The 23,659-nt window shown below is 65.9% G+C and carries 19 protein-coding genes; 6 read left to right on the top strand and 13 right to left on the bottom strand.

The window, feature by feature from the left end:
* Window positions 1-2 precede the first annotated feature (2 nt).
* On the top strand, window positions 3-2,378 hold the full coding sequence (treY, locus tag CH273_RS26730; RefSeq protein WP_032394366.1) for a malto-oligosyltrehalose synthase: 2,376 nt from the start codon (window positions 3-5) through the stop codon (window positions 2,376-2,378).
* Window positions 2,375-4,135, top strand: coding sequence for a malto-oligosyltrehalose trehalohydrolase (gene treZ, locus CH273_RS26725; protein ID WP_230596639.1), 1,761 nt, complete (start codon window positions 2,375-2,377; stop codon window positions 4,133-4,135). Before treY ends, treZ begins: the two co-directional genes overlap by 4 nt.
* On the opposite strand, the gene CH273_RS26720 is transcribed toward treZ, so the two are convergent.
* The gene (locus CH273_RS26720; protein WP_032394368.1) at window positions 4,108-5,655 is read right to left on the bottom strand and encodes an MFS transporter; all 1,548 of its coding nucleotides are present in this window, start codon (window positions 5,653-5,655) and stop codon (window positions 4,108-4,110) included. The two genes, treZ and CH273_RS26720, sit on opposite strands and share 28 nt — an antisense overlap.
* Window positions 5,656-5,787: 132 nt before the next feature.
* Between CH273_RS26720 and CH273_RS26715 the strand changes: the two genes are divergently transcribed.
* A complete protein-coding gene (locus tag CH273_RS26715) occupies window positions 5,788-6,312 on the top strand; it encodes a TetR/AcrR family transcriptional regulator (protein ID WP_032394688.1) in 525 nt (174 codons plus the stop codon).
* A 29-nt stretch (window positions 6,313-6,341) separates the two neighbouring features.
* On the opposite strand, the gene ilvA is transcribed toward CH273_RS26715, so the two are convergent.
* Together ilvA and CH273_RS26705 are read right to left on the bottom strand one after the other, a co-directional pair.
* Entirely contained in the window at window positions 6,342-7,697 is a 1,356-nt protein-coding gene (ilvA, locus tag CH273_RS26710; RefSeq protein WP_032394689.1) for a threonine ammonia-lyase IlvA, read from the bottom strand.
* Between the two features lie 70 nt (window positions 7,698-7,767).
* Complete coding sequence (locus CH273_RS26705; protein WP_032394369.1) at window positions 7,768-8,202, bottom strand: nitroreductase family deazaflavin-dependent oxidoreductase; 435 nt, start codon at window positions 8,200-8,202, stop codon at window positions 7,768-7,770.
* 157 nt (window positions 8,203-8,359) lie between these two features.
* On the opposite strand from CH273_RS26705, the gene CH273_RS26700 reads away from it, so the two are divergent.
* Window positions 8,360-8,629 (top strand): hypothetical protein, encoded by a 270-nt coding sequence (locus CH273_RS26700; protein WP_045194929.1) that lies wholly within the window; start codon window positions 8,360-8,362, stop codon window positions 8,627-8,629.
* Here the strand turns inward: CH273_RS26700 and dnaE are convergent.
* From dnaE to lspA, 4 genes are all read right to left on the bottom strand, one after another.
* Window positions 8,600-12,136 carry a DNA polymerase III subunit alpha gene (dnaE, locus tag CH273_RS26695; protein WP_032394370.1) on the bottom strand — a complete coding sequence of 1,179 codons (3,537 nt, stop codon included), beginning with the start codon at window positions 12,134-12,136 and terminating at the stop codon, window positions 8,600-8,602. The genes CH273_RS26700 and dnaE overlap by 30 nt on opposite strands.
* Window positions 12,137-12,282: 146 nt before the next feature.
* The gene (locus CH273_RS26690; RefSeq protein ID WP_032394371.1) at window positions 12,283-12,948 is read right to left on the bottom strand and encodes a hypothetical protein; all 666 of its coding nucleotides are present in this window, start codon (window positions 12,946-12,948) and stop codon (window positions 12,283-12,285) included.
* Window positions 12,948-13,874, bottom strand: a complete 927-nt coding sequence (locus CH273_RS26685) for an RluA family pseudouridine synthase (protein WP_032394372.1) — start codon at window positions 13,872-13,874, stop codon at window positions 12,948-12,950. The genes CH273_RS26690 and CH273_RS26685 overlap by 1 nt, the downstream gene beginning before the upstream one ends.
* A complete protein-coding gene (lspA, locus tag CH273_RS26680) occupies window positions 13,871-14,491 on the bottom strand; it encodes a signal peptidase II (RefSeq protein WP_032394373.1) in 621 nt (206 codons plus the stop codon). The genes CH273_RS26685 and lspA overlap by 4 nt, the downstream gene beginning before the upstream one ends.
* An 89-nt stretch (window positions 14,492-14,580) precedes the next feature.
* Between lspA and CH273_RS26675 the strand changes: the two genes are divergently transcribed.
* On the top strand, window positions 14,581-15,543 hold the full coding sequence (locus tag CH273_RS26675) for a hypothetical protein (RefSeq protein ID WP_230596641.1): 963 nt from the start codon (window positions 14,581-14,583) through the stop codon (window positions 15,541-15,543).
* Window positions 15,540-16,283: a hypothetical protein gene (locus CH273_RS26670; RefSeq protein ID WP_032394374.1), complete on the top strand. Its 744-nt coding sequence runs from the start codon at window positions 15,540-15,542 to the stop codon at window positions 16,281-16,283. The genes CH273_RS26675 and CH273_RS26670 overlap by 4 nt, the downstream gene beginning before the upstream one ends.
* 96 nt (window positions 16,284-16,379) lie before the next feature.
* On the opposite strand, the gene CH273_RS26665 is transcribed toward CH273_RS26670, so the two are convergent.
* The 6 genes from CH273_RS26665 to wag31 all read right to left on the bottom strand — a co-directional run bounded on the left by CH273_RS26665 (window position 16,380) and on the right by wag31 (window position 23,628).
* Window positions 16,380-16,865: a WKL family lipoprotein gene (locus tag CH273_RS26665; RefSeq protein WP_176459229.1), complete on the bottom strand. Its 486-nt coding sequence runs from the start codon at window positions 16,863-16,865 to the stop codon at window positions 16,380-16,382.
* A 197-nt stretch (window positions 16,866-17,062) separates the two neighbouring features.
* Window positions 17,063-18,364: a DNA polymerase IV gene (locus CH273_RS26660; RefSeq protein WP_442981391.1), complete on the bottom strand. Its 1,302-nt coding sequence runs from the start codon at window positions 18,362-18,364 to the stop codon at window positions 17,063-17,065.
* A gap of 62 nt (window positions 18,365-18,426) precedes the next feature.
* On the bottom strand, window positions 18,427-19,077 hold the full coding sequence (locus CH273_RS26655) for a peptide deformylase (protein WP_032394375.1): 651 nt from the start codon (window positions 19,075-19,077) through the stop codon (window positions 18,427-18,429).
* Window positions 19,074-22,211 carry an isoleucine--tRNA ligase gene (ileS, locus tag CH273_RS26650; protein ID WP_032394376.1) on the bottom strand — a complete coding sequence of 1,046 codons (3,138 nt, stop codon included), beginning with the start codon at window positions 22,209-22,211 and terminating at the stop codon, window positions 19,074-19,076. Before ileS ends, CH273_RS26655 begins: the two co-directional genes overlap by 4 nt.
* A 307-nt stretch (window positions 22,212-22,518) precedes the next feature.
* Entirely contained in the window at window positions 22,519-22,695 is a 177-nt protein-coding gene (locus tag CH273_RS27895; RefSeq protein ID WP_032394377.1) for a hypothetical protein, read from the bottom strand.
* Window positions 22,696-22,776: 81 nt separating this feature from the next.
* Window positions 22,777-23,628: a DivIVA-like cell division protein Wag31 gene (wag31, locus tag CH273_RS26645; protein ID WP_032394378.1), complete on the bottom strand. Its 852-nt coding sequence runs from the start codon at window positions 23,626-23,628 to the stop codon at window positions 22,777-22,779.
* Window positions 23,629-23,659 lie beyond the last annotated feature (31 nt).

Here is a 23,659-nt window from a genome sequence, read left to right as displayed (position 1 = left end):
ACATGCCGCTGCCCACCAGTACATACCGGTTACAACTGCGGGGCGATGCCTTCACCCTTGCCGACGCCTCGGACGTGGTCGATTACCTGCATGACCTCGGGGTCACCCACCTCTACCTCTCGCCGATCCTGACGGCGACGGACGGGTCGACACACGGTTACGACGTCACCGACACCTCGACGGTCTCGGCCGCACTGGGAGGCCGAGAAGCATTGACGCAGTTGCATTCTCGTGCATCCGAAGTGGGCATGGGGATCATCGTCGACATCGTGCCCAACCACGTAGGAGTGGAGGACCCGCGGCAGAACGCATGGTGGTGGGACGTACTTCGTCGCGGTCGTGACTCCGAGTACGCGACGTACTTCGACATCGACTTCGGAGCCGACAACGGCGTCGACGGCAAGATCGCCATCCCCGTTCTCGGGAGCGCGAGCGATGTCGGCGAGTTGACCGTCGACCGCTCCGAGGACCGGCCTCTGCTCGCGTTCTACGAGCACCGCTTCCCCATCGCCGACGGCACCGACAGCGGCGATGCGCAGGCCGTACACGATCGCCAGTCGTACCGACTGGTGAGCTGGTCCGACGGGCTGATCGGGTACCGACGTTTCTTCTCGGTGAACGGTCTGGCGGGAATCCGGCAGGAAGACCTCGACGTCTTCACCGACTCCCATCGACAGGTGGCAAGTTGGATCGAGGACGGTCTGATCGACGGACTTCGCGTCGACCATCCCGACGGCCTGGCCGACCCCGCCGGCTACCTCACCGAGCTCCGCGGACTTCTCGGCCCCGACCGGTGGTTGGTCATCGAGAAGATCCTGGCCGACGGCGAACCGTTGGACGAATCGCTCCCCGTCGACGGGACGACCGGATACGACGCCTTGGCCGCGGTCGGCGGCGTGTTCGTCGACCCCGAGGGCGTGCATGCACTCACCGCTCTGTCGCAGGTGCGTTCGGGCATCGCCTACGACAGCGAGACGCTGCACGAGACCGAACTGGACCTCAAGACCGGGGTCGCCCGCGGCGATCTGTCCCCGGAGGTGCGACGCCTCGCGCGGGCCGTCGTGCGCGAATCGGGCACCACCGTCGATCTCGAGTCCGTCATCGACGCGATCGTCGCCGTCGTCGCGGCCGTCCCCGTCTACCGGACCGACTACGCGCCGCTCGCTCGCGTGCTGCCCGGAGTGATCGCGGAGATCGGCGAGGAGCAGCCCGAATTGGCAACCGGCCTCGGCGCGTTGACGACGGCTCTGATCAGCGGTGCCGAATCGCCGGTGCGCTTCGATCAGGTGTGCGGTGCCGTCACGGCCAAGGGTGTCGAGGACTGCCTGTTCTATCGTGCGAACCGGCTCATCTCGTTGCAGGAGGTCGGCGGTGATCCCAGCCGATTCGGTTGCAGCACCGAGTTCTTCCATCTCACCAATGCGGACCGCGCGAAGCGTTGGCCGGCGGCGATGACCACGCTGTCGACTCATGACACCAAGCGAGGCGAGGACGTGCGGGCACGCATCGGCGTGCTGTCGCAGACTCCCGAACTGTGGGCCCGCTGTATAACGGACTGGGAAGAACTGACCCCGAGTCCCGATGGCACCACCGGAATGTTCTTGTGGCAGAACCTGTTCGGAGTCTGGCCGACCGACGGGGTGGTCACGTCCTCGTTGCGTGAACGCGTCCACGCCTATGCGGAGAAGGCGATCCGCGAGGCCGCCCTTCGCACGACGTGGACCGACCCGGACGAGGAGTTCGAGTCCGCAGTACACAGCTGGCTCGACGCGATCTTCGACGGTGCCGTCGCGCGCTCGATGTCGATGCTCGTCGAGAAGCTCGCTCCGCACGGCCATTCCGACGCACTGGGTCAAAAACTGCTCAACCTGGCCGGGCCAGGCATCCCCGATGTGTACCAGGGCACCGAGTTGTGGGAGGACTCGCTCGTCGACCCCGACAACCGAAGGCCCGTCGACTACTCGGTGCGTCGATCGATGCTCGCCGCGTCGAACACCGCTGCGCTCTCGATCGACACGGGTGCGGCCAAGCTCGCCGTCGTTCGCGCCGCACTGCACGTGCGACGCGAGCGGCCGAAGAGTTTCGTCGGCGGGACCTACACGCCCATCGTCGCGGACGGATCCGCAGCCGAGCACCTCGTCGGGTTCTCGCGTGGACCGGTTCCCGGAAACGCCGACGTGATCGCACTCGCCACGAGATTATCGCTCGGCCTGTCCGAGCAGGGTTGGGGTGAGACATCCGTGGCCCTGCCCGACGGCCGTTGGCGCGACCGCATCACCGACGTCGAACACACCGGCACGGTGTCGGTGGCCGAGGTGTTCGCCTCACTCCCGGTCGCACTTCTGGTGCGCGACAACGAAGGAACGGTGACACAGTGACGTCTTCCGCAGTGACATCACCGGCAACGACCCGTCGGTTCCAGGTCTGGGCACCGACCCCGGAGACGGTCCGCCTCCAGCTCGACGACACGGTGCACCCGATGCAGCGGTCCTCGAACGGATGGTGGCACGCCGACGTCGACGCCGCACCGAACTCTCGATACGGCTTCCTGCTCGACGACGCGGACAAGGCGCTCCCCGACCCGCGTTCGCCCCGCCAGCCCGACGGCGTACACGAGCTGTCGCAGGTCTTCGAAGTCGATCCGACGCTGTGGACCGACGCGGCCTGGACCGGACGGCAACTGCCCGGCTCGTCGATCTACGAGCTGCACATCGGCACGTTCACCGATGAGGGCACGTTCGACGCGGCCGTCGGCAAGCTGGACCATCTCGTCGATCTGGGCGTGACGTTCATCGAGATCATGCCGGTCAACGGGTTCAACGGCGTGCACAACTGGGGCTACGACGGCGTTCTCTGGTACACCGTGCACGAAGAGTACGGCGGCCCGGAAGGCTTGCAGCGCTTGGTCGATGCCTGCCATGGTCGCGGTATCGGTGTCGTTCTGGACGTGGTCTACAACCACCTCGGCCCGTCCGGAAACTACCTGGACCGCTTCGGCCCGTACATGACCGAGGGGGCCAACAGCTGGGGCCAGGCAATCAACTACGCCGAGGCCGATTCGGGCGAGGTGCGGCGCTATGCCCTCGACAACGCACTGCGTTGGTTCTCCGAGTTTCACATCGACGCACTGCGACTCGACGCGGTGCACGCGATCGTCGACCACACTGCGGTGCACCTGCTCGAGCAGCTGTCGATCGAAACCCGAAGTCTCTCGGCACATCTGGGTCGGCCACTGACCCTGATCGCCGAGAGCGACCTCAACGATCCGATGCTGATCACTGCTCGGTCGGGCGGCGGGTACGGACTCGACGCCCAATGGGACGACGACATCCACCATGCCATCCACGCCGCGGTCTCCGGTGAGCGGCAGGGCTACTACGGCGATTTCGGTTCGCTGCAGGGGCTGGCGAACACGTTGCGGCAGGGGTTCTTCCACGCCGGAACGTACTCGAGTTTCCGTGGTCGCATCCACGGTCGACCACTGGACACCCGGCGCATCCCGGCCAGCTCCCTGGTGACCTACACGACCACACACGACCAGGTGGGCAACCGCGCGATCGGCGACCGTCCGGGCTTCTACCTCTCCCCCGGTCAGCTTGCGATCAAGGCCGCGCTCGTGCTGACCTCGCCCTACACCCCGATGCTGTTCATGGGCGAGGAATGGGGAGCGTCCACACCGTTCCAGTTCTTCACCTCGCACCCCGAGCCCGAGCTGGGCAAGGCCACGGCAGAGGGACGCAAGGCGGAGTTCGCCGAGCACGGGTGGGACAAGAGCGATATCCCGGATCCGCAGGATCCCGAGACGTTCACGCGGTCGAAGCTGAACTGGTCGGAGCTGGGCGACGACGATCATGCGCGACTGTTGGCCGTCTATCGCGACTTGTTGCGGCTGCGCCGCGACCGGACCGAACTGACCGACCCGTGGCTCGACCACGTGAAGGTGGACTACGACGAGGACGCGCAGTGGATCGTCGTTCGTCGCGGCCGCATCAGCGTGGTGTGCAACCTGTCCGAATCCGCTGTGACGGTGCCGGTCGGCGGCTCCGCACTACTCGAGTGGGAGCCGACGACCTCGAACGAGACCGGCTCTGCCACCACGGTTCCCGGTCACTCCGTCGTCGTACTGGAGTCCTGACGCCTGCGTAGGTTGACCAGGACGAACACGGCGGTGACGGCGAGAACCACCGCGGTGGCGACGGCCGCTACATGCATGCCCGCTACGAAGGCAGCATGTGCGGAATCGAGCAGAACCGTCGCCATCGAGTCCGGCAATCCACGAGCCACGGCATCCGCGCCGCCGAGTGTTTCGCCTGCCTTGGCTCCGAGCTCGGGGGTCAGCTGGGTGACGTCGATTCCACGACGGAAGATGGCCATGACCACCGTGCCGAGTACGGCGACACCCAACGCGATGCCCAGCTCGTATGCGGTCTCCGACACTGCCGAGGCAGCTCCCGCTCGTTCGGGTTCGACGGAGCTGACGACCAACTCGGAGGTCAGTGTGAGCGCAACACCGACGCCTGCGCCCACGAGCACGAATCCGGCAATGAAGAGTGTCGGACCACTGTCCGTGGCCAAGCCGACCAAGATGCCTGCGCCCGCAGCCGCGACGAACATCGCGACACCGAGAACCGTTCCCGCGCTGAAGTACCGAACCAGGACCGCGACCAGCAACGACGTGACGATACTGGCGGCGGTGCCGGGCAGCAGCAACAGTCCCGCCTCGAGCGGACTGTTGCCGAGGACGAGCTGCAGGTACTGCGAACCGAAGAACAGCACCCCGGCGAGGGCGAAGACCGACAGGAAATTCGTGGCCACACCCGTCGAGAACGCTCGGTTGGCGAACAGCCGCAGGTCGATCATCGGGGCCGCGAGAGTTCGCTGCCGCCGCACGAACACGAACCCGGCGATGATGCCGATCACTGCGGAGACCAGATAGACCACGTCGAATCCGTGTGCCGCGGTCTCTTTCACCGCGAACACCACGGGCACGATGGCGAGCATCGACAGTGCCGAGCTCGTCAGGTCGAAGCGCCCCGGGTTCGGATCCTTGGACTCGGGGATGACCAGCGGCCCGAGAGCGATCAGCACGATCATCACGGGGATGTTGATGAGGAACACCGATCCCCACCAGTAGTGCTCGAGCAGCCAGCCTCCGACGAGCGGTCCCGCGGCGGCACCGCCACCGGCCATTGCGCCCCACACTCCGATGGCGGCGACGCGCTGACGCGGGTTCAGAAAGATGGTCCTGATCAAGCCGAGGGTCGCAGGCATCAGAGTTGCGCCGGAGATGCCCTGAAGCACCCGGGCCGCGATGAGCATCTCGGCGCTGGTCGAGACAGCGGCGACGAGCGAGGCAATACCGAAACCCGCGGCACCGATCAGCAGCAGTCGACGACGACCGATCCGATCGCCGAGCGTGCCCATGGTGATGAGCAGGCCGGCCAGGACGAACGAGTAGACGTCGATGATCCACAGCAGCTGGTTGCTGGTCGGTGCCAGGTCGGAGCTGATGAAGGGCAGGGCCAGATCGAGGACCGTGCCGTCGACGGCGATGAGCAACACGGCGAATGCCAGCACCACCAGACCCAGCCAGTCTTTCGGGGTGGCTCGGTGCTCGGATGCTCCGGTCGCCTCGTGCACCGAACCGGTGCGCATGTCACTCACTGCTGCTCCTACGTTCTGCGCTCGGTGACCGGAACTGGTCCCGAAGCGACGACGAGTACCGACCGTCCAGCCGGTACAGTGATCGAGCGTACCTCCAACCGTCCAGCCGGTAAAGTGAGTTTCATGTCATCGGACACTCGCGACCGGATACTCGACGCACTCGAAGCGATGCTGATCGAACACGGCTTGACCAAAGTGACCCTCGACAGCGTCGCCGCCGCCGCAGGCGTCTCCAAGGGCGGGCTGCTCTATCACTTCAAGACCAAGGACGCGCTGATCGCCGCTATGGTGCGACGACTCGGTGCCCAGGCCGATCAGCAGCGCGCCGACGCCGCAGCAGGCGGCACCTCGGTGGCCGAGTGGTATCTGCAACCACCCGACTCCATCTCCGAGAAGGAGATCGCCCTGTATCGATCGACCCTGGCCGCGTTGCGCAGCGTCGACGGCAATTCCGGCGAGGTGCAAGATGCCGTCACAGAGATGATGCGGCTGTGGGACGAGGGTCTTCGCACCGAAATCGACGATCCGGTTCAGGCCGAGATCATCCGACTCGTCGGTGACGGCATCTACCTCGGAGCCCTTCTCGATCTCCCGGGCGTCGACCCCGACCTGCACCGACAGGTGGTCGATCGCCTTCTCGGCCGGTAACTGCGCGCCGACAGGCCCGGCGCGCCGGATCAGGTCAGGTAGCGGTAGACCGGTGAACCCGGCTCCAACTGCTCGACGTGCAGGTGAGAATCCCGCATACGTTCGAGCAGCGGGCTCAATCCGCTCGCGAACCCGAGTTCGATGCCGACCAGAGCAGCACCGGTCTCGCGGTTGTTGCGTTTGACGTACTCGAACAGCGTGATGTCATCCTCGGGGCCGAGCACCTCGTCGAGGAATCGGCGAAGCGCACCGGGTTCCTGGGGGAAGTCCACCAGGAAGTAGTGCTTGAGCCCCAGGTGAACCAGAGAACGCTCGAGGATCTCGCCGTAACGGGAGACGTCGTTGTTGCCACCGGACACCAGGCAGACGACGGTACTTCCGGGGGCGATGTCGAGGTGCTCGAGCGCAGCAACCGCGAGTGCGCCCGCGGGCTCGGCGATGACACCCTCGTTCTGGTACAGAGCCAGCATCGCGGTGCAGATCGCGCCCTCGTCGATCTGCGTGACCAAGAACGCACCGGGACCCGCACTGTCGAACACCGGCGCAGTGAGCAATGGCAACGACGCGTGCGAGACGACGGTGGCACCCAACGACCGGAGCGCCGCATACGGCACGTCCCCGATTCGGCGGACGGCGGCGCCGTCGACGAACGGATCGATGTCGGCGAGCGTGACCGGACCACCGGCGATCAGTGCGGCGGTCATCGATGCGGCACCGGACGGCTCGACGCCCACCAGCGAGGTCTGCGGTGCGCGCTCGCGCAGGTAGCTCGAGATGCCCGCGATGCATCCGCCGCCGCCGACGGGCATGACGACGACGTCCGGCGCGCCACCGAGCTGGTCGACTATTTCGGCAGCGATGGTGCCCTGGCCGGCGACGGTACGGGGGTCGTCGAACGGAGGCACCATGGTGGCACCGGTACGAGCGACATCCTCGGCAGCAGCTGCTGCCGCGGCATCGAACGTGTCGCCGATGACGATGAGGTCGACGAACTCGCCGCCGTGCACGCGGATGCGGTCACGCTTCTGCTTGGGAGTGTTGGCCGGAACGTAGATGCGACCGCGGACCTGCATCGTGCGGCACGCGAATGCGACGCCCTGCGCGTGGTTGCCCGCGCTCGCCGTCACCACGCCCACCGCACGCTCGGCCTCGGTCAGCTGGTCCATCAGGTTGTATGCGCCGCGAATCTTGTACGACCGCACGATCTGCAGGTCTTCGCGCTTGAGGTAGACCTTTGCGCCCGTCTCCGCGGACAGCCGTTCGCACAGCTGGAGGGGTGTCGCAGCAACCACCGAAGAAATACGCACCGCAGCGGCATCGATGTCGGCAGCGGTGACGGCTACCGAGGGTGAATGCTGGGAGGCGAGTTCAGGGGATGAAGACACCAGCACATGCTGCCACCAGCGTGGAACGGTTGCCCATCCGGGACCGCTCCACGACCGGACCGACGGCGTTTCAGACGCGGGAGAGTACGAGCACAGGTATCTCGCGGTCGGTCTTCTTCTGGTACTCCGCGTAGTCGGGGTACGCGGCAACCGAGCGTTCCCACCACACTGCCTTCTCGTCGCCGGTCACCTCGCGGGCGATGTAGTCGTGCTTGTCCGGACCGTCCTGCAGCTCGACGAGCGGCTCGGCCTTGACGTTGTGATACCAGACCGGGTGCTTCGGGGCACCGCCGAGGGAGGCAACGATGGCGTACTCACCATCGTGTTCGACTTTCATCAGCGGTGACTTGCGCAGCTTTCCGCTCTTGTTGCCCTTCGTGGTCAGCAGCACCACCGGCATCCCGTTCATCGTCGTGCCTTCGGTTCCGCCGGAGTTCTCGTACAGCTCGGCCTGCTTGCGGGCCCAGTCGGATGAACTCGGTTCGTATTCTCCTGTCAATGGCATGGCTTTCAGTCAACACCTCGAGGCGTCGGCACGCCACGAGATCATCGACATTGCCAGGTCCGGACCCCAAGTTCGGCCCACCGAATCTTTTGCGGGTATAGTCTGAACTTCCTGCAGCGGAGACCCGAACCTGCCGGTGGCACCAGAGGAGAACGCGATGACCTACACGAGCACCCAGGTGAGCCGTCGACCCGCTCCGGCCCTACGTACCGCGGACGTGGCGGGCATCGCGTGGCCCGTCTACAAGCTCGAGGCCCTCGCACTCGGGTTCATCGTGTTCACTGCGACGCTCGTCGTCGCCGGCTCCCTGCACGCAGCAGTGCTGGCCGGCGCAGCAGTCGCCGTACTCACCTGGTGGACGCTGCGCCTGACCGAACTGGGTTCGACCGGACCGGCGTCAGCCCGTCAGGCAGCCCGGGCCGAGTAGCGCTTTCAGGTCCCCCATCAACGCCGATGTCGGCGTGACGCGCAGACTGTCGTCCAGCTTCATCGTGGTGATCTTGTCGCCACTGACCAACCGCAGGTGCACATCCGAGGTTCCCGGGTGGCTCGACAGCACCCGCTTGAGGGCACCGACCTTGTCCGCCGTGCACAACCGAGTCGGCAGACTCACCGCGAGTGGCTTGTCGATGCCGATCGCGGACAGATCGGGTACCGCAAGATCGTTGGCGATCAACGAGATTCGATCGTCGCGCACCGACACGCGGCCCTTGACGAGTACCACCGAGTCCTCGGTGACATCGGCACCGAACACCGAGTACGCCTGCGGGAAGAACAGCACCTCGATACCGCCGGCCAGGTCCTCGAGCTGAGCCGACGCCCACGTCAGCCCGTTCTTGTTGATCCGACGATTCACCGAAGCCAGAATGCCGCCGACGGTGACCTGTGTGCCGTCCTTGATGTCACCCTCGAGGATGGTGGGGATGTTGCAGTCGGACTTCGCGGCGAGCATGTGCTCGACGCCCAGCAGCGGGTGTCCCGAGACGTACAGGCCGAGCATCTCGCGTTCGAGGGCGAGCCGATGCTTGGATTCCCACTCCTCGTCCGGCACCCGAACGTTGAACACGGCGGAGATGGACTCGTCGGCATCCTCGCCGCCGAACAGATCGAACTGACCGATCGCCTCGGCCTTCTTGGTGCCCATCACCGCGTCGATGGCGTCGGCGTGGATGAGCATCAGGCCCTTGCGGGGATGATCGAGTGAGTCGAAGGCACCTGCCTTGATGAGGGATTCGGTGACCTTCTTGCTGCACGCGATCGCATCGATCTTGCCGAGGTAGTCGGAGAAGTCGGTGTACTTGGACTTCTCCGATCGCGCCCTGATGATCGAGGCGACAACGTTGGTACCGACGTTGCGGACCGCACCGAGCCCGAACCGGATGTCCTTGCCCACCGACGCGAAGTTGAGTTCGGATTCGTTGACGTCCGGTGGCAGCACCGTGATGCCCAGCTTGCGGCAATCGGCGAGGTAGATCGCGGCCTTGTCCTTGTCGTCGCCGACGCTGGTGAGCAGTCCGGCCATGTACTCGGCCGGGTAGTTGGCCTTGAGATATGCCGTCCAGTACGACACCAGGCCGTAGCCCGCGGAGTGAGACTTGTTGAACGCGTAGCCCGCGAAGGGCAGCACGGTGTCCCACAGAGCCTTGATGGCCGCCTCGGAGAAGTCGTTGTCCAACATGCCCTGCCGGAACCCGGCGTAGGCCTTCTCCAGCTCGGAGAGCTTCTTCTTGCCCATGGCGCGACGCAGCAGGTCGGCCTGGCCGAGGGTGTAGCCGGCAACCTTCTGCGCCAGCTGCATGATCTGCTCCTGGTAGACCACCAGGCCGTAGGTCTCGCCGAGAATCACCTTGAGCGGCTCTTCGAGCTCCGGGTGAATCGGCTTGACCTCTTGCCTACCGTTCTTGCGGTCGGCGTAATCGTTGTGCGAGTTCATGCCCATCGGACCCGGCCGATACAGGGCAAGGACGGCGACGATGTCCTCGAAGCCGGTGGGCTGCATCCGGCGGAGCAGATCGCGCATGGCGCTGCCGTCGAGCTGGAAGACGCCGAGAGTGTCTCCGCGAGAGAGCAAGTCGAAGGTCGCCGGATCGTCGAGCGGGAGCGCGTCGAGGTCGATGTCGATGCCGCGGTTGGCCTTGATGTTGTCGATGGCGTCACCGATGACGGTGAGGTTGCGCAGACCCAGGAAGTCCATCTTGAGCAGACCGATGGCCTCGCACGACGGGTAATCCCAGCCGGTGATGATCGCGCCGTCCTGCGCGCGCTTCCACACCGGAATGGCATCGGTGAGCGGCTCGGACGACATGATGACCGCGCAGGCGTGCACGCCCGCGTTGCGGATCAGGCCCTCGAGCCCCTTGGCCGTCTTGTAGATGGTCGCGACGTCGGGGTTTGAGTCGATCAGGGCCCTGACCTCGACGGCTTCCTTGTAGCGCTCGTGCGCCGGGTCGGTGATGCCGGCCACGGAGATGTCCTTGGCCATGATGGGCGGCGGCAGCGCCTTGGTGATCTGATCGGCGATTCCGAACCCGGGCTGGCCGAACTGCACGCGCGCGGAGTCCTTGATGGCGGCCTTGGTCTTGATGGTGCCGAACGTGATCACCTGGGCCACTCGATCGCTGCCCCACTTCTCGGTGGCGTAGCGGACCATCTCGCCGCGGCGACGATCGTCGAAGTCGATATCGATATCGGGCATCGACACACGCTCGGGGTTGAGGAATCGCTCGAACAGCAGACCGTGCGGCAATGGATCGATGTTGGTGATACCCATCGCGTACGCGACGAGAGAGCCCGCGGCCGAGCCTCGACCGGGCCCGACGCGGATGCCGACGGCCTTGGCGTGGTTGATCAGGTCGCCGACGACGAGGAAGTACGCCGGGAAGCCCATCTCGAGAATGACCTTGATCTCGTACTCCGCACGCGCGAGGTAGTCCTCGCCGGGACCGTCGGGGAACCGCCGCTCGAGCCCGGTCATGACCTCGTGGCGCAACCACGTTCCCTGCGTGTGCCCCTCGGGCACGGGGAAGATCGGCATCCGGTCGCGGTGCGCCCACACCTCGTCGTAGGGCTGCACCCGCTCGGCGATGAGCAGGGTGCTGTCGCAGGCACCGGGCACCTGATCGTCCCAGAGCTCACGCATCTCGGCGGCGGACTTGAGGTAGTAGCCGTCACCGTCGAACTTGAAGCGGGTGGGGTCGCTGAGCGTCTTACCGGTCTGGATGCACAGCAGCGCCTCGTGGTTCTCGGCGGCGTCCTTGGTGACGTAGTGGCAGTCGTTGGTCGCCAGCGGCGGGATCGAGAGCTTCTTGCCGATGTCGAGCAGACCTTCGCGGACGCGTCGCTCGATGGACAGACCGTGATCCATCAGCTCCAGGAAGAAGTTGTCCGGCCCCCAGATCTCGCGCCACTTCGCGGCAGCCTCCAGCGCCTCACGATCCTGGCCCAGTCGCAGGCGAGTCTGCACCTCCCCCGACGGGCAGCCGGTGGTGGCGATGATGCCCTCGGCGTGCGAGGCGATGATCTCCTCGTCCATCCGGGCCCACTTGCCCAGCTGCCCTTCGATGGAGGCGAGGGAGGACAGTTTGAACAGGTTGCGAACTCCGGTGGCGTTCTCGGCGACCATCGTCATGTGCGTGTACGCACCGCTACCGGAGACGTCGTCGGACTTCTGGCTGCGGTCGCCCCACAGCACGCGCTTCTTGTTGAAGCGAGACTCCGGGGCGATGTAGGCCTCGATGCCGATGATCGGTTTGATTCCGGCCTTCTTGGCCTCGTTGTAGAACTCGCTGGCCCCGTACATGTTGCCGTGGTCGGTCATGCCGACTGCCGTCATCTCCAACCGCGCCGCCTCGGCGAACATCGCCCCGATCTTGGCGGCACCGTCGAGCATCGAATATTCGGTGTGGTTGTGCAGATGAACGAACGAATCGGCCACGAAGGTTCTCTCCTGAAGGTCGTGCGTTGTCGACAGTACGAGCCGCGAACGTACTCACTGTAAGCGGTCGAACCGACAGATTTTCCACGCTGCCGGTGTGTCCTGGGAGGACGTGACGGGTGTGACGGATGCGACGAGAAATCGCCTCATTCGGTCGGCACGAGACCGTCGTCCGGAAGCGGCCCGACGACGTCGACGTACTCCGGCAGAAGCGGCTCGACCGCGAACTTGCCGGACACCGCATCCGGCGGAAGAGCTTGCACCGCTCGCACATCGGGCCGGCCGGCCAGCTCGGTCAACTCGGCAGGGGTCCCGCGCACCACCACTGTCACCACACAGGCGCACCCGTCGAGCAGACGTCGCTGCGACACTGCGGCGATCTGCGCCTGCCGGTCCCCCACCCCGAACGACGCCGCCGCCAGGCTCGCTGCACGCGCGGTCGAATTCAGTACCGAGCGCTCACTGCCGGGTACACCCACGGTGAGTATCGGAGTCTGCACGCGGTCGAGCGGAACACGCACCAACACCTGCGAGATACGGACCCCGTCGGCGACGGTACGAACCTGTTCGGCGGTGAGTTCGCGATCGAACGACACCGAGCCCCATCGAGGTTCGGTGGTGTCGCTGCGCAGACTCTCCTCGGCGCGGGCCAGGTACTCGGTCACCTGCTCGCCACTGTCCGGGCCGAGGCGGTCGGTACTCACGATCGACTGTCGTACCGGATTCCGGTGCCCGATCACGGCGAGCGCCCCGATCACGAGTGCCGCGACAACGACGCCGCCGAGCACTCCGGAGACTCCCCTGCTGCGCATCACGCCTTCCGAAGCACCTCGAGTGCGTGCTCGAGGTCGGCCGGATACTTGCTCTCGATCTCGACCCAGCGGCCGTCGGACGGATGCGCGAAGCCGAGCGAGCGAGCGTGCAGCCACTGCCGTTCCAGGCCCAACCGTTCGGCCAGCCTCGGATCGGCTCCGTAGGTCAGATCGCCGCAGCACGGATGCCGCAGCGCCGAGAAGTGCACCCTGATCTGGTGCGTACGACCGGTTTCCAGGTGCACGTCCAGCAAGCTCGCGGCCTGGAACGCCTCGACCGTGTCGTAGTGGGTGACGCTGGGCTTGCCGTCGGCTCGGACGGCGAACTTCCAGTCGTTGCTGCCGTGTCGACCGATCGGGGCATCGATCGTTCCACTGCTCGGATCCGGGTGGCCCTGCACCAGTGCGTGGTAGCGCTTGTCGATGGTCCGCGCCTTGAACGCCCGCTTGAGCACGGTGTACGCCCGCTCGGACGTGGCGACCACCATGACCCCGGACGTGCCGACGTCGAGGCGATGGACGATGCCCTGCCGCTCGTGCGCACCGGAGGTCGAAATACGGAATCCGGCGGCCGCGAGACCACCGATGACGGTGGGGCCGGTCCAGCCGACACTGGCGTGCGCAGCGACCCCGACCGGCTTGTCCACGGCCACGATGTCGTCGTCGGCGTAGAGGATTTCCATCCCCTCGACCGGCTCCGCCTCGATCGTCAACTCACGGGCGGGCTCGGGCAGCGTCACCTCGAGCCACGAACCGGCGGCCAGCCGGTCGGACTTGCCGACGGCACCGTGATCGACCAGAACCGAGCCCTCCTCGGCGAGGGTCGCGGCGACGGTACGCGAGAGCCCGAGCAGCCGAGCCAGACCGGCGTCCACCCGCATTCCGTCCAGGCCGTCGGGGACGGGCATCGAGCGCGATTCCCTCACTTGTCGGCCTCGGAACTCGACTTGCCGGCTCGTTCACCGTTCGGCTCGAACCCGAACAGGCTCAGGACGACGAGCAGGATGGCACCACAGACGATGGACGAGTCGGCCACGTTGAACACCGGCCACCAGCCCACCGACACGAAGTCGACGACGTGTCCCTGGAACGGGCCGGGTGCCCGGAAGAAGCGGTCGATCAGGTTGCCGAGTGCGCCGCCGAGAACGAGACCCAATCCCAGTGCCCACCACGGCGATCGCAGCGTCCGACCGATCTTGATCACTCCGATGACGACCGCGACGGCCACGACGGTGAGCAACCAGGTCATTCCGGTGGCCATCGAGAACGCCGCACCGGGATTGCGTACCAGCCGCAGCGTCACGACATCTCCGACGATCTCGATCGGGTTGCCGGGCTCGACGTAGTGCACGACCAGAATCTTGGTCACGAGATCGAAGAGAAGAATCACGGCCGCGATCACGATCAGCAACCGCGTCTTGAGCGGCTTCGAAAGTCCAATCTCGGCGCTGTCGGCTTCGGTCACCTGCGAGTCCGCGGTCTCGTTCGGTGCCGGAACACTACTCGTCTCGGCTGGCGGATCGTCGGCGCGGTCTTCACTCACCTGTCCATCATGGCGTATGGACGGCGGTGGGTCCTCATCCGTGCCGCGCACCACCGGTCACCGCGGGCGGTGTCAGTAGCCTGGTGCGCGTGAAGACGACCGATCGAAACCGCACCGTCCGCTCCGGTTTTCTCGCTGCCTGCTGTGCAGTGGCACTCGTCGCCGGATGTTCGAGCACCGACGCCGACTCCGATCCAGCTCCCGATCAGGCCGCGTCCTCGAACGAGGTGACGATCGCCGTGACACCGACGACCACGACGGTCGTCGACCCCGGTGCCGAGCCACGGCGCGTGCTGGCTTTCGACACCTCCGACTCCGACGAGCAGACCGTGGACCTGACCACCACATCCACCGTGTCGCAGCAGATCGACAACGGTGCTCCGCAGGACTTCTCGAGTCCCGATCTGACCGTGCCCCTGTCCGCGTCGACGTCCGAGACCGTGCCGGACGACGACGCTGCTACCGGCGCGACCAGATCCGTCGAGCTCACCATCGGAGCTGCGACGTCACCCGACGAGGGACTGACCGACGCACTCGCCGCCTCCGAGGGCTCGACGGCGCGGCTGGCGAGCACCGACTCCGGAGCGATCACCGCACTGCACATCACCCCCGCCGACGCCGCGCTCGATACCGCCCGCGCGGCGATCGAACGGTCGTTGAACGCCGCGGTGTACCGCTCCGTCGACTTCCCCGACGCAGAGGTGGGAGTGGGCGCGGTATGGACGGTCGATCAGCAGGTACTGAGCGGCATCACCTTGAACCAGCGCAGCACTGTCACGCTGCGAGCGCTCGACGGTGACCGAGCGACCCTGGACGTCGCGATCACCCAAACGCCCGAATCGTCGACATGGAACCTGCCGGACAACGCCGGCACGCTGAACATCGCGACGTACACCTTCACCGGCTCGGGAACGCTGGAGATCGATCTGACCCGTCCACTCCCCGTCGGCGGGTCGATCACTGCAGGTGGTGAGCAGATGTACACCGATCCCGACAGCACGACGGTGCTGCGCCAGACCGTCGGAGACTCCATCGGCTGGGCTGCCCGATGACGGCGCGGACCACGACGCAGCTGCTGGCGGCGCTGGCGCTGGTCGGCGTCGCCGCGGCCGGGTGCGGTGCAGACGAGCCTGCCCCGAGCCCTGCAGCCGCACCCAGCTCCGTCCCCGCGCCCGATCCTCTGCTCGGCACCCCCATCACCGACTCCGGCGTCCTGGCTGCGGCGATGTTGGGTCTCGGCGACCTCCCGGACGGGTTCTCCTCGATCCCCGACCCGGTCCGGGATCTGGGGCTCGACCCGGCTCCCGAGTACGACTCCCCCGACAGGTCCGGTACCGACCCGGCCGAATGCGCCGCTGTCCTGGCTCCGATCTCGGAGCAGCGGGGCGGGGCGACGTCTACCGCAGTCGCCCGCTTCTCGGGACCGAACTTCTCGTCGATCGACGAGGATGCGGCGAGCTACTCCGATACGGGCACGGCCGAGGCGTTCACGGCGATTCAGCAGGCGTGGGCAGGGTGCACGACGTTCAGTGGTACGGATGCGGACGGTGTGAGCGTCGACTATGCGCTGGAAGGCCGGGAGCAGTCGTCGGTCGGTGACGCATCGGCCTCGGTACGCCTGACCACCAGCAGTGAAGGGTTCACCTTGATCTCCGACGTGGTGGTGGCCGTCGTCGATTCGACGGTCGTCCAGATCGTCGTCTCCGATCGGAGTGGCCTGGAACCCGATACGGTCACCGCTGTCGCCGAGGCGGCCGTCGAGCGCATCCGATCGGTGACACCGAGCATGTGAACCGGGCGGTCGCCCCACGAAAAACTGCCGGTGACACATCCCCGAGGGGACATGCCACCGGCAGTTCTACTGTCGGTCAGAGACGATCGGCAGGACTCAGGGTGCGGGGCACGCCGGGCTGGTCAGCTGAGCGAGCGAGACGATGCCGCAGGCGTTCTCCTTGGAGAGCTTCCACACGCCGTCCTCGGGGACGAACTGGAAGGTGCCGGGGTTGGCCTGGCCGTTGAGCGTGATCGTGATGCCGGCATTGAGAACGCCGGTGCCGAGATCGTCGATGCTGGTGATTTCGATCTGGGCGTTGTTGGCCACTGCAGCGGCGGCGACCTGGTTGATCAGATCCGGATCGGCGGATGCACCCTGGATGAGGGCGGCCTTCTCCTCGACCGGAACGTTGGGATCGAGCCCGCGGGCGAGCTCGGCGTTCAGCTCTTCGACGGTCGGAACCGGGGGGTACGCACCGGCGTCGGGAGCGGCAACCGCAGAGGTGGTGACAGCCGTCGTGGTCGCGGTCGGCTCGTCACCGCCTTCCGAGCTGCAGGCGGTCATGGTGAGCGCTGCGGCGATGGCGATGCCGGCAACCATTGCCCGTCGGGTGTTGCGAAGCTTCAAGTGCTTGTCCTTTTCACTCTGAGTCACATCTCGATCGTTCTGTGACTCGTCGGTCGTCTGGAATGGGGTCGTCTCGGACCTGGTCCACTATGTCAGCTCGACACGCCCGAGTCACAACGCGATCGGCATACCTGTGAAACCTCACAGAGTTTCCTCAGCCAGGCCACAACTCACTCGAGGCTGTCGAGAACGTCGGCGACGACCAGGTTCTCGTCCGATTCCGCGAAGGTACGCGCGATTCCCGGCCCGGTGGTGCGAGTCTCGAATCTGACGGTCACCACCGAGTGACCGGCCCCCTGCACCCAGCCGTGGCCGAAGTCGGGATGCCGCACATCCATACCCGGCTGCCACCGAGGGCCTTCCGAGACGACGACATCGGCGGCGGCCTCGATCGGGGCGGGCGACTCCTCGGTCGCATCGGCGACCGGCTCGTACTCCAGTTCGGGAAACAGCGATCCCTGCCGAACGGCCGACAGCCCGGCCAATCCGACCCCGACCAGCCTGATCGGACCGACATCGACCGGATCGACGGCAAGCCGCTGCGCCGTTGCCACGATGGTCTGCTTGTCCACCGTGGCGTACGGCAACGTGGCCGATCGAGTTATGATGCTCATGTCGGACTTGCGTAGTTTGAGTACCACCGTCCTGGCACCCCGACCGTCCTTCAGCAATCGGCGATGCGTCGAGTCGACGATGGACTCGATGGCCGGGCGAAGCTGCGCGAGAGAGATCAGGTCCTGGGCGAACGTCGTCTCGGCGCTGACCTGTTTGGCCTCGGCTCGCTCGGCCACGACTCGGTTGTCGATTCCGCGCGCCAGCTGATGCAGGCTCGGTCCCATCGTGGCCCCGAGGATCGACGCCACCTCGGACTCGGGCGTGGCCACGAACTTGCCGATGGTGTCGATGCCCAACCGCCGCAAACGCTCTCCCGCCACCGGTCCGATCCCCCACAGCTTCCGCACCGGAAGAGCCGCCATCAGCTCGGCCTGGATTCCCGGAGCGACGACGGTGATGCCGTCGGGCTTGGCCAGTCCCGACGCGATCTTGGCGATCTGTTTTCCGGATCCGGCACCGATCGAGGCGACCAGCCCGGTCTCGGCGAGAATCAGTGCGCGCAGGCCGGCGCAGAACTGCTCCACCTCGCGAACCGTCGCCCCGGCCAGTTCGAGCGGCTCACCGAACGCCTCGTCGATCGAGAGTTGCTCGAGGACGGGCATGGGTCCCCGCAGCGCCTCGAAGGCGCGTCGGCTCAGCTCCGAGTAGAGAACGAACCGCGGCGGCAACACCACGGCCCCGGCCCCCACCAGTCGGCGAGCCTGATGCATCGGCATGGCCGAGCGCGCTCCGAACGCGCGGGCCTGGTAGCTGCAACCGGCCACCACTCCCCGCCCGCCCGCGCCACCGACGAGAACCGGGCGGCCCCGCAACGTGGGTCGCGTCAACTGTTCGGCGGAGGCGAAGAACGCGTCCATGTCCAGGTGCAGCACCCATCGACGACTCCGCAGGGTGTGGTCGGCGGTATCGGGCACGGTTGTCAACGACGGTCGTCGGTGGCGAATCCGAGAGCGTGCGCGGCGCGTTCGGGTGTGGGATCCGACCACAGTTCGCCGTAGGTCTCGTTGGTGGTCAGCGATCGAGTGTGGGCGGTATCGACGTACAGGGTGCCGTGGAGGTGATCGGTCTCGTGGGCCACGATCCTCGCCGGCCAACCGCTGACCACCTCGTCGATCGCGCGCCCGGTCTCGTCGGTGCATTCGAGCCGGACTTCCGCCGCTCGGGTGACGACCGCCTGGTAGCCGGGAACACTGAGACATCCCTCGTAGAAGTCCGCCGTCCGCGTCCCGACCGGGGTGTACCGCGGATTGATCAGTACCCGGAACGGAAGCGGCGTGCGCTCTCGGACGCGGGCGACGTCCGCTCCTACCTCGTACAGGTCCTCGATCACCGCGATCTGCAACGGAATACCGATCTGCGGGGCAGCCAGACCGACACCGGGCGCGTCGTGCATGGTTGCGCGCATCACCTCGATCAACTCCCCGAAAGTCTCGGAGTCGAGCTGCCCGGCGTACGGCACGACCCTCGACCGCAGAACCGGGTGACCCGCGGCGACGATGGGCACGACGCCGCCGTGAGCTTCGGCGAGAAGCTCACGAACGGCGTCGACCGAGGCGTCGCCGTCTATCATGACGACTTGGTGATCGCTGCTCGCACTCCCTCGCCGAGATCGTTGCCGTCGTCCCCCACGTGTCCGTCGACCAGCGAGAGCGCGAGCACCTCGCCTGCGATCAGATCACGATGAGTGTCGAGCCACGCCTGCCGATGTTCGGGGACGTCGATGACGATGTCGATTCGATCCGAGACCTCGAATCCGTGATTGCGACGGGCGTCCTGGAGTTCACGGATGCGGTCCTTGGCCCAGCCCTCCGCCTCGAGCTCCTCGGTGACGGCGGAATCGAGCACGACCAGTCCGGCGTTTCCTGGCAACGGTGCCGTCGATTCGGGCTCGGCGGCAACGAGTTTGCGCGTGTACTCCTCCGGTAGCAACGCGATGCCTGCCGCACTGACGACTCCGTCGGCGTCCTCCGACCAATCACCTGCCTTGACGGCCTTGATGACCGTCTGGACGTCCTTGCCGATACGCGGGCCCGCGGCACGGGCATTGACGACGAGCTCGAACTTTCCGTGTACGGCGACGTCCTCGGTGAGATCGACCTTCTTGACGTTGACCTCGTCGGAGATGATGTCGACGAACGGACGCAGCCGCTCCGCATCGGCGGCTGCGACCGTCACCTCGGGCAGCGGCAACCGCACGCGCAGATTCTGGGCCTTGCGCAGACCCAGCACCGTGGAGCACACGGTGCGGACCTCGTCCATGCTCTCGACGAGTTCGGGATCCGACGGCAGTTCGCCTGCCTCGGGCCAGTCGGTCAGGTGCACCGAGCGGCCACCGGTCAGTCCACGCCACACCACTTCGCTGATCAGCGGCAACAGCGGGGCTGCGATGCGAGTGAGCACCTCGAGCACGGTGTGCAGGGTGTCGATGGCGTCGGCGTCCTCGCTCCAAAACCGCGAACGCGACCGGCGCACATACCAATTGGTCAGTGCATCGCAGAACGTGCGCAGCTCGTCGCAGGCACCGGCGATGTCGTTGCCCTCGAGCGCATCGGTGATCGCGTCGCGGGTGGCCGACAGCTTGGCCAGTACGTAGCGATCGAGCACGTTCGGCGAATCGGTTCGCCACTGCCCTGGCTTCGACGCGTAGAGCTGCAAGAAGCTCCACGCATTCCAGATCGGCAGCAATGCCTGGCGAACGCCTTCGCGGATACCCTGCTCGGTGACGATGAGGTTGCCGCCGCGCAGGATCGGTGAGGACATCAGGAACCACCGCATGGCGTCGGAGCCGTCGCGGTCGAAGACCTCCTTGACGTCGGGGTAGTTACCCTTGGACTTGCTCATCTTCAGTCCGTCGTCACCGAGCACGATGCCGTGTGCGGCAACGGTCTTGAACGCCGGGCGATCGAACAGCGCGGTCGCCAGCACGTGCAGGGTGTAGAACCAGCCTCGCGTCTGGCCGTTGTACTCGACGATGAAATCGCCCGGGTTGTGTGTGGAGAACCACTCCTCGTTCTCGAACGGGAAATGAACCTGCGCGTACGGCATCGAGCCCGACTCGAACCAGCAGTCCAACACCTCGGGGACGCGACGCATCGTCGACTTGCCGGTCGGATCGTCCGGGTTGGGCCGGGTCAACTCGTCGATGTACGGGCGGTGCAGATCGGTCGGTCGCACGCCGAAATCACGCTCGAGCTCGTCCAGGCTGCCGTACACGTCCAGACGCGGGTAGGCCGGGTCGTCGGAGGTCCACGCCGGGATCGGGCTGCCCCAGTAACGGTTTCGGCTGATGTTCCAGTCGCGTGCACCTTCGAGCCACTTGCCGAACTGGCCGTCCTTGATGTGCTCGGGAACCCAGGTGATCTCCTGGTTCAGCTCGACCATCCGATCACGGAACTTGGTGACCGCGACGAACCACGACGGCACCGCCATGTAGATCAGGGGCTGACCACTGCGCCAGCTGTGCGGGTACGAGTGCTCGATGGTCTCGTGCCGCAGCAACCGACCCGAGGCCTTGAGATCCTTGATGATCACCGGGTTGGCGTCGAACACCATCAGACCCTCGTACGGCGGCACCAGCGAGGTGAACTTTCCGCCCGCGTCGAGCGGTTGCACCACCTCGATACCGTTCGCGGTGGCGACGTCCATGTCCTCCTCACCGAAAGCCGGTGCGAGGTGGACGATTCCGGTGCCCGAATCGGTGGTGACGTAGTCGGCCTCTAGCACACGGTGCGAGTTCTCGTGGCCGAGAAAGAAATCGTATGGAGGTGTGTAGGACAGCCCGACCAACTCGGCACCGGTGTGCTCCGAGAGCACCTCCGGCTCCTCCCCCAGTTCCTTCGCGTAGTGCGAAAGACGTGCAGCGGCAAGCACGTAACGCTCACCGTCCGCGCCTCGCACCTGCAGGTACTGCACCTCCGGGTGCACCGCGATCGCCAAGTTCGACGGAAGGGTCCAGGGCGTGGTGGTCCAGATCAGCGCGTTCGCACCGTCCAGGGGCGAGCCGGGAGCCGTCAACGGCATCGTGACGGTGACCGCGGGATCCTGACGCATCTTGTAGGCGTCGTCCAGGCGGGTCTCCTGATTGGACAGCGGTGTCTGCTCGTACCAGCTGTACGGCAGCACCCGGTATCCCTGGTAGATCAGGCCCTTGTCGTGCAGCGTCTTGAACGCCCACATGACCGACTCCATGAAGTCGACGTCGAGGGTCTTGTAGTCGTTGTCGAAGTCGACCCATCGCGCCTGCCGGGTGACGTAGTCCCGCCACTCGTCGGTGTACTGGAGTACCGACTGCTTGCAGTAGGCGTTGAACTTCGCCAGGCCCATCTCGTCGATCTCGGACTTGTCCTTGATGCCGAGCTGCTTCTCCGCTTCGAGCTCTGCGGGCAGACCGTGGCAATCCCACCCGAAGCGACGCTCGACCTTCTTGCCCCGCATCGTCTGGAATCGCGGGACGAGGTCCTTGACGTAGCCGGTGAGCAGGTGACCGTAGTGCGGCAGGCCGTTCGCGAAGGGAGGGCCGTCGTAGAAGACGAACTCGTCCGCACCTGCTCGATTGTCGATGCTGGCACGAAAGGTGCCGTCCTCGGCCCACTCGTGCAGAACGATGCGCTCGAGATCCGGGAACGGGACGCTGCCCGAGCGGCCCTCGGCGAGGTCCACCAATGGGTAGGACCCCGAGTTCGGACGTTCGGTTGCATCTGTCATGTCAAGTCTCCTCCGTGCCGGCCACGTCTCAGACGCGACGCAAAGTTGGCACGGGGACGACATCCGGGCGATTCGTACGCCCGATACCGCGGTACCACCCCGCTTGCACGCTCTCGACGACCGTATCGTCGGAGTGCGCCACTCCAGACGAGCTGTGACGGGCTCACCCGTTCGGTTCTACTGAACACCGTTCCCAAGCACCTGGGTGCTTCGTACCGACGTCGTTCTTCCGAAAGCTCCCCGGTGATGGCCGGATCGACGCCGTTGAATCTGACACCTGTGAATCTGACACCTGCGAATCGTGATGCTACCTGTCGAGCTCGGGCGGCGGTCGTCGACCCGTGAGCGCGCCGACCAGAAGTAGAACAGCACCCACGATGCAGACGGCGATGCACGCCCAGGCCCAGACGACGGATCCCGTCATCAGGGCGAGAACCAGAAAGCCGAAACCGATCGCAGCCGCGCCGAGAGTCAGGACCAACACACCGATTCCTCGCTCACCACTCGACGCGACAACCTGATCCGACGCTGTCCACGATCGACAGCGTCGGAGGTCGGTGGTGCGTCAGTTGCCCTTGGCGTACGACTGGCTGTACCCCGAGGACTGATTGTCCTGGTTGAAATTATCCTGCCCGTTGTCCACCGGCAGCGCCGAGGAACGGTTCTCGAGTTCTTCGAGCTGCGATTCGAGGTAGGACTTGAGCCGCACGCGGTACTCGCGCTCGAACGTCTTGAGCTGCTCGATTCGACCTTCCAGCACCGAACGCTGCTGGTTGATCGTCGCCATGATCTCGGTGTGCTTGCGCTCGGCGTCGGCCTGCAGCGCGTCGGCCTTCTCCTTGGCCTGACGCAGCTGGGTCTCGGACCGGGTCTGCGCGTCGGACAACAGCGACTCGGACTTCTGGCGAGCCTCGGCCATCATCGACTCGGAACGGGTCCGTGCATCCGACACCAGACGCTCGGCGTTGGTGCGCGCATTGCCGAGCAGCTGCTCGGACTCCGACTTGGCGTCACCGGTGAGACGATCGGCCATCTCCTGAGCGAGGCCGAGAATCTTGGCGGCCTGCATGTTGGAGTCGCCGCTCTGCTGCGGAGCTGCTGCAACGGGCGCGACCGGCGCGGGCTGCTGCACCACGGGCGGTGGCTTGGGGGGATCCACCGGGCGCTGCGGCTCGGCCTTCGGTGCCGCGGCCTGAGCCGGTTGCGGGCTCTGCCGCGCAGCGCTCTTGGCGTCCGCAAGCTCCTGATCGAGCTCACCGACCCGCTGGCGTAGGTCGGCGTTCTCTTCGATCAGTCGCGACAACTCTTGCTCGACGAGGTCGAGAAAAGCGTCGACCTCGTCTTCGTTGTAACCGCGCTTACCGATGGGCGGCTTGCTGAACGCGACATTGTGCACATCAGCTGGAGTCAGCGGCATGGAAGGATCCCTTCACGCGTCTTGGGGCGGT

Origin of the sequence: Rhodococcus sp. 05-339-2, assembly GCF_002258965.1 — a bacterium.
Classification (GTDB): Bacteria; Actinomycetota; Actinomycetes; order Mycobacteriales; family Mycobacteriaceae; genus Rhodococcoides.
The sequence above is the reverse complement of the archived record's forward strand: the minus strand, read 5'-3'. Positions and strand labels throughout refer to the sequence as shown.

What these genes read in the sequence shown, in the direction of transcription:
- treY (WP_032394366.1), top strand. Translation starts at nt 3, where the DNA reads ATGCCGCTGCCCACCAGTACATACCGGTTACAACTGCGGGGCGATGCC.
- CH273_RS26720 (WP_032394368.1), bottom strand. Translation starts at nt 5,655, where the DNA reads ATGCGCACCGGTTCGGTGCACGAGGCGACCGGAGCATCCGAGCACCGA.
- CH273_RS26715 (WP_032394688.1), top strand. Translation starts at nt 5,788, where the DNA reads ATGTCATCGGACACTCGCGACCGGATACTCGACGCACTCGAAGCGATG.
- CH273_RS26705 (WP_032394369.1), bottom strand. Translation starts at nt 8,202, where the DNA reads ATGCCATTGACAGGAGAATACGAACCGAGTTCATCCGACTGGGCCCGC.
- CH273_RS26700 (WP_045194929.1), top strand. Translation starts at nt 8,360, where the DNA reads ATGACCTACACGAGCACCCAGGTGAGCCGTCGACCCGCTCCGGCCCTA.
- CH273_RS26690 (WP_032394371.1), bottom strand. Translation starts at nt 12,948, where the DNA reads ATGCGCAGCAGGGGAGTCTCCGGAGTGCTCGGCGGCGTCGTTGTCGCG.
- CH273_RS26670 (WP_032394374.1), top strand. Translation starts at nt 15,540, where the DNA reads ATGACGGCGCGGACCACGACGCAGCTGCTGGCGGCGCTGGCGCTGGTC.
- CH273_RS26665 (WP_176459229.1), bottom strand. Translation starts at nt 16,865, where the DNA reads ATGGTTGCCGGCATCGCCATCGCCGCAGCGCTCACCATGACCGCCTGC.
- CH273_RS26660 (WP_442981391.1), bottom strand. Translation starts at nt 18,364, where the DNA reads ATGGACGCGTTCTTCGCCTCCGCCGAACAGTTGACGCGACCCACGTTG.
- CH273_RS26655 (WP_032394375.1), bottom strand. Translation starts at nt 19,077, where the DNA reads ATGATAGACGGCGACGCCTCGGTCGACGCCGTTCGTGAGCTTCTCGCC.
- ileS (WP_032394376.1), bottom strand. Translation starts at nt 22,211, where the DNA reads ATGACAGATGCAACCGAACGTCCGAACTCGGGGTCCTACCCATTGGTG.
- wag31 (WP_032394378.1), bottom strand. Translation starts at nt 23,628, where the DNA reads ATGCCGCTGACTCCAGCTGATGTGCACAATGTCGCGTTCAGCAAGCCG.